This window comes from Dactylosporangium thailandense (genome assembly GCF_059739745.1).
This window is the reverse complement of the sequence record NZ_AP029195.1, coordinates 11,104,758-11,117,150: the sequence shown is the minus strand read 5'-3', so window position 1 is coordinate 11,117,150 and position 12,393 is coordinate 11,104,758. Positions and strand designations below refer to the sequence as shown.

Below are 12,393 nucleotides of genomic sequence, written 5' to 3'. Positions count from 1 at the left end.
CGACCACCTCCCCGTCGCGCATGCTGACCTGCCGCGGCAGGCTCGCCGCGATCTGCCGGTCGTGGGTGATGACGAGGATCGTGGTGCCGGCCCGATGCAGCTCCCCGAGCAGCCGCATCACGCCCGCCCCGGCGGCCGAGTCGAGGTTGCCGGTCGGCTCGTCGGCGAGCAGGATGGCCGGCTCGCCGACGACCGCCCGGGCGATCGCGACCCGCTGCCGCTCGCCGCCGGACAGCTCGTGCGGCAGATGGTCGAGCCGGTCCCCCAGCCCGACCCGCACGAGCGCCTCCTCGGCCCGGCGGCGCCGCTCGGCCCGCGGCGGGCCCGCGTAGAGCAGCCCGTCGGCGACGTTGTCCAGCGCGGCCTGGCCCGGGGCCAGGTGGAACTGCTGGAACACGAAGCCGATCCGCCGGGCCCGCAGCGCCGACAGCCGGCGGTCGCGCAGTCCCGCGACCTCGTGGCCGTCGATGCGCACCGTGCCGGCCGACGGGCGGTCGAGGGTACCGATGAGATGCAGCATCGTGCTCTTGCCCGAGCCCGAGGGCCCGACGATGGCCAAGAACTCGCCCGCGGAGACGGTGAGGCTGACGTCGCGGACCGCGACGACCCCGCCCGGATACTCCTTGCGCACCGAGTCCAGCTCGACGACGGGCGTCATCCCGGCATCCCGACGACCGTGCCGGCGTCGATCCCGTCGCCGGTCACCTCGACCCGGCCGGACGCGAAGAGGCCCAGCTCGACCGGGACGACCCTGGTCGTACCGCCGGAGACCACCTGCACCCCGTAGCCGCCCTCGGCCAGGGCGAGCAGCGCCTGGACCGGCACCGCGAGCACGTTCTCCCGGCGGCCCGCGGTGAACGTGACCGCGACCGTCATCTGGTCCAGCCCGTCGAACGCCTTCGCGTCGTCGGGGGTGATCGTGAGGCGGTACTTCGTCTGTGCCGCGTTGTTCCCCTGGGCCGGCTGGATGACCGTCTGCACCACGGCGATCTTCCCCGTGACGCTGCGGCCGTCCGGCAGCTTCGCGGTGACCGCGCTGCCGGACTTGGCCAGCCGCACATCCGACGTCTCCAGATCGACCGTCACGACCGGGACCGTGGAGGTGTACGCGAGAATCGCGCCCCCGCTCGGATCGCCCGCCTCGGCCTTGTGCTCCTCGACGCGGACGGCGCCGGTGGAGTAGACGACCCGGCCCGGCTCCACCGTGCCCGTCTTGGTGATGCCGAGGTCGCCCTGCCACTTGCGCACCGCGCTCGCCGTGGCCGAGGAGTAGGTGTCGTCGACGGTGAAGCCGGTGTACCCGAGCGCGGCCAGGTTCTCCTCGAGCTGCCTGACGTCGGGGCCCTCGGCGCCGACGGTCAGGGCGCGGTACGACGGCATCGAGCCGTACAGCAGCACGACCGGCGTGTCGTCGGTCCGGTAGAGGGCCTGTCCCCGCTGCACCACCGTGCCGACGGCGGGCACCTCGGTCAGCGTGCCCGCGCCCCGGCCGGTGAGGGTCCGGCTGTCGCCGTGGCCGAGCTTGCCGTCGTGGCTCTCGGTGTCGACCAGCGTCTGCCGGGTCACCTGGGCGGTCTTCGCCGGCAGCGCGCCCTTCGCGGCCCCGGCGTCGTGGGTGCCCGACGGCAGCCCGAGCCCGGCGGCCGCGGCGGCCCCGACCGCGGCCACCGCCGCCACCCCGAAGATCACCCGGCCCGTGCGCCCGCGCCGGCGGCGGTTGCTCATGCCCCGCCCTCCTGATCTCCAGCCTCGTCGTCCTCGCCGGCCGGGCGTTTCGGCTGGTACTGCTCGCACGCCTTCTCGGCCGCCTTCATCTGCTCGCCGCGGGGGTCGATGCCGAGCTTGTCGCTGTCGAGCATGATCCCGCCGTCCTCGCTCGGGTCCGGGAAGTTCGTGATCCCGTGCTCCCGCATGCACTGCGCGAACTTGCGCAGCTTCTCCTGGTCGGCCGGGTCCACCTTGGGCGGCTGCCCGCCGTTGGGCATGAACTGCTTGCACTCGGCCTGGGCGGCGTCGACCTTGGCCTTGTCGGTGCCCTCCGGGATCGTGATGTTGACCCCGTTGCCCTCGAACTGCGGGTCGTCCATCGGGATGCCGTGGTCGCGCATGCACTGGGCGAACTTGAGCAGCGCCTCCTGCTCGGCCTGCCGGTCCCGTTTGCCGCTGCCGGTGGCGCTCGCCGTCGGTCCGGCCTTGCCGTCGCCCGCGGTCGCCACGCCGTCGTCGCCGCCCGTGCCCTTGGCGCAGCCGGCGGCGGTGAGCACGAGCAGCAGGCCGAGCACGAGGCTGGTCCTGATGCGCATGATGCCCTCCATGGAAGAGTTCACTTGTGGATAACTGGCCCCTGCAGTCAAGGGCCGCCCGCGTCAACCGGCCGTAACTGTGGACGATGACGCCGAAGTGACACCGCGGCGCGGGACCATGGCAGGCATGCGGATTCTGGTGGTCGAGGACGAGCCGCTGCTGGCCGAGACGGTCGCGCAGGGGCTGCGGCGGGAGACCCACGCCGTCGACGTCGTCCACGACGGGGCGGCGGCGCTGGAGCGGCTCGACGTGAACGACTACGACGTCGTGGTGCTCGACCGCGACCTGCCGGTGCTGCACGGCGACGAGGTCTGCCGCGAGCTGGCCCGGCGCGAGTCGGCGGCCCGGGTGCTCATGCTGACCGCGGCCGCCGACATCGACGACCGGGTGGCCGGGCTCGCGCTGGGCGCCGACGACTACCTGCCGAAGCCGTTCGCGTTCCGCGAGCTGGCCGCGCGGGTGGCCGCGCTCGGCCGGCGGGCCCGCCCGGCCGCGCCGCCGGTGCTGGAGCGGGCCGGGATCCGCCTCGATCCGCATCGGCGGGAGGTGTATCGCGAGGGCCGATACGTCCCGCTGTCGCGCAAGGAGTTCGCGGTGCTGGCCGAGCTGCTGCGGGCCGACGGCGGCGCGGTCTCGGCCGAGCAGCTGCTGGAGAAGGCCTGGGACGAGCACGCCGACCCGTTCACGCACACCGTGCGCATGACCATCCTGAAGCTGCGGCGGAAGCTGGGCGAGCCCGCCGTGGTGCTGACCGAGCCGGGAGTGGGGTATCGCATCCCATGAGGAAGATGACCATCCGCACCCGGCTGACCCTGGTCGTCGGCGGGGTGCTGCTCGCCGGCGGCCTGCTGCTGCTCGGCATCACCTACCTGCTGGTCTTCCAGCAGCTCGGCAGCAAGATCTTCATGGCGAAGAACGAGGGCATCGACGGCCTCCCGCCGCCCGGCGCGGCCGGCAACGTGATCTCGAACATCCAGGGCGAGATCCGCTCCGACGCGACCACGGCGGTGCTCACCCAGGGCTCGATCGCGCTCGCCGTGGTGGTCGTGATCGGGCTCGCGTTCAGCTGGCTCGTCGCCGGCCGGCTGCTGCAGCCCCTGCACCAGGTCACCGAGACCGCGCGGCGCATCGCCGGCGCCCCGGACCGGGGGCTGCACGAGCGGATCGCGCTCAGCGGCCCCGACGACGAGGTGAAGGAGCTGGCCGACACGTTCGACCTGATGATCGCCCGGCTCGACAAGTCCTTCGACGTGCAGCGGCGCTTCATCGCCAACGCCTCGCACGAGCTGCGCACCCCGCTCACGCTCAACCGCACGCTGCTGGAGGTCTCGACCGACCACCCGGAAGCGTCGCCGGAGCTGCGCCAGCTGGGCCGGACGCTGCTGGCCGTGAACGACCGGCACGAGCGGCTCATCGACGGTCTGCTGCTGCTCGCCCGCTCCGAGCGCGCGGTCGCCGACCGGTCCTATGTGGACCTCGCCGACGTCGTCGCCCACGTGACCGCCCTGCGGCAGGACGAGGCCGTGAAGGTGACGGCGACGGCGGACGAGGCCCCGACGAGCGGCAACGCGGTGCTCCTCGAGCGGCTCGTGCACAACCTGGTCGAGAACGGGGTGCGCCACAACGTGCCCTCCGGCGGCTGGGTGCACGCCGAGAGCGGCACGCGCCCGGACGGCGTCTACGTGACCGTGAGCAATACGGGGCCGGTGGTGCCGCCGTACGAGGTTCCCAACCTCTTCGAACCGTTCCGCCGCCTCGGCCCCGACCGCGCCGCGGGCTCCGGCGCGGGTCTTGGGCTCTCGATCGTCCGGGCGGTCGCGGCGGCCCACGGCGGCAAGGTCTTCGCCGACCCTCGCGACGGCGGCGGCCTCACCGTCACCGTGATCCTGCCCACGAGCCCGAGCAGCGAATATCCGACATGAGATTTTGCGAAGATCGGGCACACTCGGGGCATGTCCGCACCGCCGTCCTCCAACGAAGAGCTGCTCCGCCTGGTCAGATCCGGGGCTCGCGTCAAATACCTGCACTTCTGGGGCCACACGCCCCGCCCCGGTGGTGAGCTAGGACCGAGCTGCCTGAGCCAGTGGTGGCCGGCGCGCTTCGAGGTGGACGGTGTCGGGTTTCCGTCGGCCGAGCACTACATGATGTGGCGCAAGGCGAGGCTCTTCGGCGACGAGCAGACCGCGGCCCGCGTGCTGGGCGTCGCGCATCCGAATCAGGCCAAGAGCCTGGGTCGGACGGTCAAGGGCTTCGACGAGGACACCTGGGCCCGCGAACGCTTCGCGATCGTCACGGCGGCCAGCCGCGCCAAGTTCGACGCCGACGACACCCTGCGCGCATACCTGGTCGGCACCGGCGACCGCGTCCTGGTCGAGGCGAGCCCGCTGGACCGCGTGTGGGGCATCGGCCTGGCCGCGGACGACGAGGCGGCCCAGAACCCGGAGCGCTGGCGCGGCCTGAACCTGCTCGGCTACGCCCTCATGCACGCCCGCGCGGACCTGGCGGGTCGCTCATGACCGGTCCGGAGCGAAGGCATCAGGCAGCGCAGCTTTCAGCTCAGGCCACCGACGAGCGAAGCGAGGAGGGGGCATGAGCTCTCGGGATGAGATCCAGCCGCTTCCGGGATGGCTGGCCTGGCCGATCCGCGTCCTGGCCGTCATCTTCGTCGTCCCGTTCAAGCTGGCCTGGGACGCCTTCGCCTGGCTGATGCGCCGCCTGTGGAAATACGTGGGCGTGCCGCTGGTCAAATACGTCATCCAGCCCTTCCTGTACTACGTGCTCTGGCTCCCCCTGTACTACGTCGTCCTGGTCCCGCTGCACTGGATCGCGGTCAACCTGCTGTGGGTCCCGCTGGTGTGGTTCGCCAAGCACGTCCTGGTGCCGGTGGCGAAGGGCCTCTGGTGGCTGCTCAGGGCCACGGCCCCGTTCTGGAACCTGCTGGGCCGAATCCTGCTGGAGGTGGCCAAGGCCGTCGGCTGGGTCATGACCCGCATCTACCGCTACGTGCTCACCCCGATCGGCAAGGCGATCGCATTCGTGTGGCGCTGGGTCGTGGTCCCGATCGGCCAGGCCATCGCCTGGGCGTGGAACCATTCGGTGGTACTGCTCTGGCGCTACCTGGTGGTCATCCCACTGAGGTTCGTGTGGCGCAACCTGGTGGTGCCCCCGGCCCGCTGGGTGCACACGTGGGTCCTACGCCCGATCGCCGACACGACCCGCCGCGTCCTGGTAACCCTGGGCCTGCGCGAACCACAACGCCGCGCTCCCGCCCGGACCCGCCCGCCGTCCTCCCCTTCCCGGAACCGGTCCCGCCCCCTGCGCCGCGGCCCACGCTAACCACAGCCGCACCTCAAACGCTTCCGGCCTCGCGCTCCAAACCAGCGCGAGGCCGGAAGCCACAGACGGAGCCCAGCCCTCTGCCCGTCCCCCGCGGCTCCCCCTGCCGAACCAGCGACAATCTCGTCGCCCGCGCCGATCCCGGCCATGCTCGCGCACCTTCAATGCGCCGGTCGAGGACCACGTCCGCCGCGCAGCCATCGCGCCCACCGGTCAACCGTCGCAGCCACACGACCCCCGGGCTTCCCCTTGAGGTGTGGACACCCTGAGACTGGATGTTGGTCCAGAGGAAGGGGTGTCCCCGTTGGGGCGTCCATCGAAGTACACGGAAGAGTTTCGGCATGATGCGGTCGAGTTGGTTCGCTCGTCGGGCCGGCCGATCAATGAGGTCGCTCGTGAGCTGAGCATGAGTCACGAGACGTTGCGGAACTGGGTCCGTCGGCAGGACCAGCCGGCGCGGCCGGAGGGTGCGGGATTGTCGGTGGCGGACAAGGACGCCGAGATCGCCCGGCTGCGCGCCGAGGTCCCTGAGCTGCCGGTGGAGAAGGAGATCGTGCGTAAGGCGGCCGCCTATTTCGCGAAGGAGATGGATTGGTGACCAGCCGCTTCCGATTCATCTCCACCCACCGGGCCTCGTATGGCGTGAAGCGGCTGTGCCGGCTCCTGGCGGTGTCCCGGTCCGGGTTCTACCGCTGGATCGCCGCCGAACCGGGCCGCCGTGACCGGGCCGCGGCCGAGGACCAGCTCGCGGAACAGATCGCCGCCGTCCACGCCGATTCCGGCGGCAGCTACGGATCACCGCGGGTCACGGCTGAGCTGCGTGCCCAGGGTGTCCGGATCAAACGCAAGCGGGTGGAACGGGTTATGCGCCGGCGTGGCATCGCTGGGCGGCACCTGCGCTGCCGGCGGCGCACGACGGTGGTGGACCTGGCCGCGATGCCGGTGACGGATCTGCTTCGCCGGGACTTCACCGCCACCGCGCCGGATCGGCGATGGTGCGGCGATATCACGTATCTGCGCGTCGGTGGTGGCTGGCTGTTCCTGGCCACGGTCATCGACATCGCCACCCGCCGGCTCGTCGGCTGGTCGATCAACACCCATATGCGCACCAGCCTCGTCGCTGACGCCCTCGAGGCTGCGGTCGCCGCTCGTGGCGGCCGGGTCAACGGGGTCATCTTCCATTCGGACAAGGGATCGCAGGGCGAATTCAACCGATCGTCGCAACACCTTCATCGCGGAGGTGGGCGATGGGTAGGAACACGAAGCTGGAGCGGGTGCCGGAAGGGGCGCGGAGGCAGTGGGCGGCGGACCGGGCGTTGCGGGCGCCGATGCGGTCGCCGGGTCGGCCTGAGCCGTCACGCGCGGTGCAGCGGCAGTTCTGGCGGCTGATCGCGACGGGGGTCACGACGGTCGAGGCGGCGCTTGATGTTGGCGTGTCGTGGCCGGTGGGGGCGCGCTGGTTTCGGAACGCTGGAGGCATGCCGCCGATCAGCCTGGACGAGCCTTCGGGCCGCTATCTGTCCTTCGCCGAACGGGAGGAGATCGCGCTGCTGCGGGCGCAGGGCAAGGGCGTGCGGGAGATCGGCCGCAGGATCGGCCGCGACGCGGGGACGATCTCGCGTGAGTTGCGGCGCAACGCCGCAACACGCGGCGGCAAGCTGGAGTATCGGGCTGTGGTGGCGCAGTGGAAGGCACAGCAGGCGGCCAAGCGTCCGAAGACAGCCAAGCTGGTGTCGAATCCGCGGCTGCGCGAATACGTCCAAGAGCGCCTGAGCGGCAGCGTCCGCCAGCCTGGCGGCGAGCTCGTGACCGGGCCGAGGGCTCGGGCCTGGAAGGGACGCAACAAGCCCCGCCGGGAGGACCGCCGCTGGGCGACCGCGTGGAGCCCGGAACAGATCAGCAACCGGTTGCAGCTGGACTTCCCGGATGATGAGTCCATGCGCATCTCGCATGAGGCGATCTACCAATCGCTGTTCATTCAGGGCCGGGGCGCGCTCAAGCGTGAACTGGTCGCGTGTCTGCGCACCGGCCGGGCACTGCGGGTGCCGCGCGCCCGGGCCCGGCAACGCCGCGACGGCATGGTCACCCCCGAAGTGATGATCAGCCAACGGCCGGCCGAGGTCGAAGACCGGGCCGTGCCCGGACACTGGGAAGGTGACCTGATCATCGGGCTGGACAGGTCCGCGATCGGGACCCTCGTGGAACGAACCACCCGCTTCACCATGCTGCTGCACCTGCCCCGCATGGACGGTTGGGGCGTCGAAGCGCGGTCGAAGAACGGCCCGGCCCTGGCCGGACACGGCGCCGAAGCCGTCCGCGAAGCGATCGCCGCGACGATCACCGCCCTGCCCGAGCAGTTGCGCCGCACGCTCACCTGGGACCGCGGCAAAGAACTCGCCCAGCACGCGAAGCTGACGATCGACACCGGCGTGCAGGTCTACTTCGCCGACCCGCACAGTCCATGGCAGCGCGGCACGAACGAGAACACCAACGGGCTGCTCCGGCAGTACTTCCCCAAAGGCACAGACCTCGCCCGCTGGAACACCAGTGAACTCGAAGCGGTCGCCGCAACGCTGAACAGCCGGCCACGCAAAGCGCTCGAGTGGAAGACGCCTGGCGAAGCCTTCAACGAGCTGTTATCGTCCACTCAGGACAGTGGTGTTGCAACGACCGGTTGAAACCGGTCAGTACAGCAGCACCGCCTTCGCCGCGGTCTGCGACCGGCACGGTGTGCGCCGCTCGACTGGCCGGACCGGCACGTCGTATGACAACGCACTCGCCGAAGCGTTCTTCGCCACCCTCAAACGCGAACTCGACGTCGACCGCCGCACCTGGACATCCGAAGCCGACGCCCGCCGCGACCTGTTCCGCTGGATCGCGTTCTACAACCACCGCCGACGCCACTCAGCCCTCGGCTACCACAGCCCCGCCGACTATGAACGAACCCTGGAATCAGTGCCCCTGCAACAGATTGCGGCATAGCCAATGTTCATCTATATCTATCTTGCCTCATTGCCCCCTGACGTGGATCGAGACGACATCGAGGACGAACTACAGGAGATAGACGGATTCGACGTAGTCGGAGCCGGCACCGGAGCGGACTTCGTCAACCTTGACGTTGAGGTTGGCGATGCTGTTCCGCGGGAGTGGGCGCTCGCCACCGTCGCCGAGATCCTCCGAAATCTCAGGTCGCACACCGGAGCATACGTAAGGGTGTCGGACACTGGCGAGCGCATCGCGTTAGGCGACATCGCGTAGCGAGAGTCGGCTTCCTATGCTGAACCGATCGCGGCAAACCCGGTGTCCACATCCCGGGGGAATCCCACCCCGCGGGCCGCAAGACCAATCATTTGCCACCACCCACAGCGGACCCAACACCACGGCCACCCGACCCTCGCCTCACGTAAAACCGAGAACCCGCAACAGCGCAAGACCGACCGGCCCGGCAACCACACAACTACGCAAGACCAAATGCCGGCCAGCCGCACACAGTCGACCGGCGCCACCGCCACACCACTACGCGCCCCCGCGAGACCGAGCCGGCCGGGCGCGCACACCCGACCAACGCCGTGGGCCGTACCGCGCCAGCCGAAAGCGCGGCCACACGAAACCGCGACCAGCGAGCTGCGTGAGACCAAACCGGCCAGGCGCACGCAGTCGACCGACGCCGACTCCGCATCACTACACGAGCCGCGCGCGACCGAAACAGGCTGGGCGCGTACAGCCGACCGACGCCGACCTCGCAGCACCACGCAAGCCGCGCGACACCGAAGGCCCGACCGCGCGGCTACACCGCCACACCAGCTGTGGCCGGGGGCGAGAACCGGCTAGGCGCCTGCAGCCAAGCAACGCCGCACCGCACGAACCAGCGAGCCGCGCGGGACCGACAACCGGCCGGCTGAGCGTCACGGCCACACAAACCCGTGACCCGCGAGCCACGCGCGGCCGAAACCGGCGAGCCGCACGCAGCCGCAAGGCACCGCCGCCACCCCACGCTGAGCCAGGCGATACCGAAAGCCCGGCCCGAACGGCGGCGCAGCCATACCGCCGCACGCCAGCGGGAGGGGCCAAAAGAGTGGCTGGTTGGGCGGCCACGGCGAGCCAAGCAATGCCACGCCGCAGAACCAACGAGGCGCGCGGGACCAACAACCGGCCGACTGGGGCGCCCGCAGCCAAGCAACGCCACACCGCACAAACCAACGAGCCGCACGGGACCGATAACCGGCCGGCTGGGCGTCACGGCCACACAAACCCGTGACCCGCGAGCCACGCGCGGCCGAAACCGGCGAGCCGCACGCAACCACAAGGCACCGCCGCCACTCCACGCTGAGCCAGGCGATACCGAAAGCCCGGCCCGAACGGCGGCGCAGCCATACCGCCGCGCGCGAGCGGGCGGGGCCGCAAGAGTGGCTGGTTGGGCGGCCACGGCGAGCGGGGCCGCGGGGTCGCGGCGAGCGGGGCCGCGGGGTCGCGGCGAGCGGCACCGCAGGGGTCGCGGCGAGCGGCACCGCAGGGGTCGCGGCGAGCGGCACCGCAGGGGTCGCGGCGAGCGGCACCGCAGGGGTCGCGGCGAGCGGCGCCGCAGGGGTCGCGGCCCCGCGACCCCCGGCCCGAAGTAGGCCGAGGGTCGCGGGGCGCGGTTCAGCCGACCGGCGCCGGCTCGCGCGTCGCCGGAGTCGACGGGCGCTCGACGTCGACGTGCGGCAGGAGCCGGTCCAGCCAGCGCGGCAGCCACCAGTTCGCCCGGCCCAGCAGTGCCATCGTCGCCGGCACCAGGACCAGTCGCACCAGCGTGGCGTCGATGAACACGGCGACGGCCATCCCGACACCGATCATCTTCACGGTCACGTCCGGGTCGAGGGCGAAGCCGACGAACACCGCGACCATGATGGCCGCCGCGCTGCTGATCACGCGCCCGGTAGCGGCGAGGCCGCGGACCACGCTGCCGCGGGCGTCCCCGGTCGCGAGCCAGTCCTCGCGGACCCGGCCCAGCAGGAACACCTCGTAGTCCATCGAGAGGCCGAAGAGGACGGTGAAGAGCAGGATCGGCACCCAGCTGGAGATCGCCACCGCGTGCGGCAGGCCGACCATGTGCGCGCCCGTGTCGGTCTGGAAGATCACGGTCATCACGCCGTAGGCGGCCGCGACCGACAGCAGGTTCATGGCGGCGGCCTTCACCGCGACCACCGGCGCCCGGAAGAGCACCGTGAGCAGCACCAGCGACAGCGCCACCACGAACGCGACGACGAGCCACAGCCGATCGGCGAGCCGGTCGGAGATGTCCGCGAACACCGCCACGAGCCCGGTCACGAGCACCCCGTCGGGCAGCACGTCCGCGCGCAGGTGCTCGAGCAGCCGGGAGGTCGCCTCGTCCTGCGGCCCGGTCGTGGGCTCGACCGCGATGACCGCCGCGGTGCCCTTCACCGCCGGCGGCGCCACGTTCGCGACGCCGGGATCGGTCCGCAGCCGCGCCACCAGACCGTCCAGGTCGGACACCTTGGCGGTGTCGACGGCGAGCAGCAGCGGCCCGTTGGCACCAGGGCCGAACTCGGCCGACACCAGGTCGTAGGCGAGCCGCGTCGTGTTCGAGGTCGGCTGGCTCCCGGCGTCCTGGGGCCAGGTACGCATGCCGAGCATGGGCGCGGCGAGGCCCGCGAGCACGACCAGGGACGCGAGCGCGGCGATCACGGGCCGGCGGCCGACGCCGGCGGCCCAGCGCGCGGTGAGGCCGAGCTTCGGGGTGCGCTCCACCGTGCCCTTGCGGACCTTGCGCGGCAGGACCCGGTGCCCCGCCAGGCCGCAGAGCGCCGGCACGAGCGTGACCGCCGCGGCCATCACGGCGACGACGGCGGCGAAGGTGGCGTAGCCGTAGGAGGAGTACACGGGAAGGAGCGCGAGCTTGAGCCCGAACAGGGACACGAGGACGGTGAGCCCGGCCACGACGACGGACGCGCCCGCGGTCGCGTTGGCCTCGATCGCCGCCGCGCGCGGGTCGAGCCCCCGCCGCAGCCCCTCGACGTGCCGGGCGACGAGCAGCAGGGCGTAGTCGATGCCGACCCCGAGCCCGACCATGCTCGCGACCGTGGGCGCGGTGTTGCTGATGTCGGTGACCTTCGCCAGCAGCGTGATGACCGCGGTGGCGACGCCGAGCCCGGCGATCGCCACCACGAGCGGCAGCCCGGCGGCCACGACGGAGGCGAGCGCCAGCACGAGAATCAGCAGCGCCACGACGATCCCGACCGCCTCGGCGGTGCCGCTGGGCGCCGAGATGTTCTCGGCCACCTGCCCGCCGAACTCGACCTGCAGCCCTTCCCGCTTGAGCGGTTCGGCGGCGGTGCGCAGCGCGTCCATCGCCGAGGTGCCTTCGAAGTCGGTGACCGGCATGTCGTACTGCACCCCGATCAGCGCAGTGTCCCCACCCTCAGACATCCGAGCCGGCGCGACGATCCCGGCCTGGGGCATCTTGGCCAGCCGCCCGCGCAGCGCCTCGAGCACGGCCGGATCGAGCGCGTGATCATCGTGCACGATGACCCGGGCGTCGGCCCCGGACATCTCCGGGAAGTGCTTGCGCAGGAACTCGGTCCCGGCCTGGGACTCGGTTCCGGGCACGTTGTAGTCATCGTGCGGCGTGCCGCCGAACCCGGCGGACAACGCCGAGAGCGCGACGAGCACGATCACCCACGCGCTGATCGTGCGCCAGGGATGCGCAGCGGCCGCTCCTCCGAGCCGGCCGAGCAAACGGGACAACATGAC

At 71.5% G+C, this 12,393-nt stretch carries 12 protein-coding genes and 1 pseudogene; 9 read left to right on the top strand and 4 right to left on the bottom strand.

The window, feature by feature from the left end; genetic code table 11:
- Window position 1: 1 nt before the first annotated feature.
- The 3 genes and pseudogenes from AC6JBM_RS49840 to AC6JBM_RS49830 form a co-directional block, all read right to left on the bottom strand.
- A pseudogene (locus AC6JBM_RS49840) lies at window positions 2-658 on the bottom strand (ABC transporter ATP-binding protein); the annotation flags it as partial.
- Window positions 655-1,725, bottom strand: coding sequence for a peptidoglycan-binding protein (locus AC6JBM_RS49835; RefSeq protein ID WP_497980540.1), 1,071 nt, complete (start codon window positions 1,723-1,725; stop codon window positions 655-657). The gene AC6JBM_RS49835 and the pseudogene AC6JBM_RS49840, both read right to left, overlap by 4 nt.
- Window positions 1,722-2,303: a hypothetical protein gene (locus AC6JBM_RS49830; protein WP_497980539.1), complete on the bottom strand. Its 582-nt coding sequence runs from the start codon at window positions 2,301-2,303 to the stop codon at window positions 1,722-1,724. Before AC6JBM_RS49830 ends, AC6JBM_RS49835 begins: the two co-directional genes overlap by 4 nt.
- A gap of 127 nt (window positions 2,304-2,430) precedes the next feature.
- Here AC6JBM_RS49830 and AC6JBM_RS49825 point away from each other — a divergent pair, with 127 nt between their 5' ends.
- From AC6JBM_RS49825 to AC6JBM_RS49785, 9 genes are all read left to right on the top strand, one after another.
- Window positions 2,431-3,087 (top strand): response regulator transcription factor, encoded by a 657-nt coding sequence (locus AC6JBM_RS49825; protein ID WP_497980538.1) that lies wholly within the window; start codon window positions 2,431-2,433, stop codon window positions 3,085-3,087.
- Complete coding sequence (locus AC6JBM_RS49820; protein ID WP_497980537.1) at window positions 3,084-4,226, top strand: sensor histidine kinase; 1,143 nt, start codon at window positions 3,084-3,086, stop codon at window positions 4,224-4,226. The genes AC6JBM_RS49825 and AC6JBM_RS49820 overlap by 4 nt, the downstream gene beginning before the upstream one ends.
- A gap of 30 nt (window positions 4,227-4,256) precedes the next feature.
- Window positions 4,257-4,820 (top strand): riboflavin biosynthesis intermediates N-glycosidase, encoded by a 564-nt coding sequence (gene ybiA / locus AC6JBM_RS49815; RefSeq protein WP_497980536.1) that lies wholly within the window; start codon window positions 4,257-4,259, stop codon window positions 4,818-4,820.
- 73 nt (window positions 4,821-4,893) lie between these two features.
- Window positions 4,894-5,640, top strand: a complete 747-nt coding sequence (locus tag AC6JBM_RS49810) for a hypothetical protein (protein ID WP_497980535.1) — start codon at window positions 4,894-4,896, stop codon at window positions 5,638-5,640.
- A 256-nt stretch (window positions 5,641-5,896) separates the two neighbouring features.
- On the top strand, window positions 5,897-6,238 hold the full coding sequence (locus AC6JBM_RS49805; RefSeq protein ID WP_497980534.1) for a transposase: 342 nt from the start codon (window positions 5,897-5,899) through the stop codon (window positions 6,236-6,238).
- Window positions 6,235-7,029, top strand: coding sequence for an IS3 family transposase (locus AC6JBM_RS49800; protein ID WP_497980533.1), 795 nt, complete (start codon window positions 6,235-6,237; stop codon window positions 7,027-7,029). Before AC6JBM_RS49805 ends, AC6JBM_RS49800 begins: the two co-directional genes overlap by 4 nt.
- Entirely contained in the window at window positions 6,969-8,318 is a 1,350-nt protein-coding gene (locus tag AC6JBM_RS49795) for an IS30 family transposase (RefSeq protein ID WP_497986495.1), read from the top strand. Before AC6JBM_RS49800 ends, AC6JBM_RS49795 begins: the two co-directional genes overlap by 61 nt.
- On the top strand, window positions 8,296-8,622 hold the full coding sequence (locus tag AC6JBM_RS49790; protein WP_497980532.1) for an integrase core domain-containing protein: 327 nt from the start codon (window positions 8,296-8,298) through the stop codon (window positions 8,620-8,622). The genes AC6JBM_RS49795 and AC6JBM_RS49790 overlap by 23 nt, the downstream gene beginning before the upstream one ends.
- Before the next feature lie 3 nt (window positions 8,623-8,625).
- Entirely contained in the window at window positions 8,626-8,898 is a 273-nt protein-coding gene (locus tag AC6JBM_RS49785) for a hypothetical protein (RefSeq protein ID WP_497980531.1), read from the top strand.
- 1,383 nt (window positions 8,899-10,281) lie between these two features.
- On the opposite strand, the gene AC6JBM_RS49780 is transcribed toward AC6JBM_RS49785, so the two are convergent.
- Window positions 10,282-12,390, bottom strand: coding sequence for an MMPL family transporter (locus tag AC6JBM_RS49780; RefSeq protein ID WP_497980530.1), 2,109 nt, complete (start codon window positions 12,388-12,390; stop codon window positions 10,282-10,284).
- Window positions 12,391-12,393: the final 3 nt, after the last annotated feature.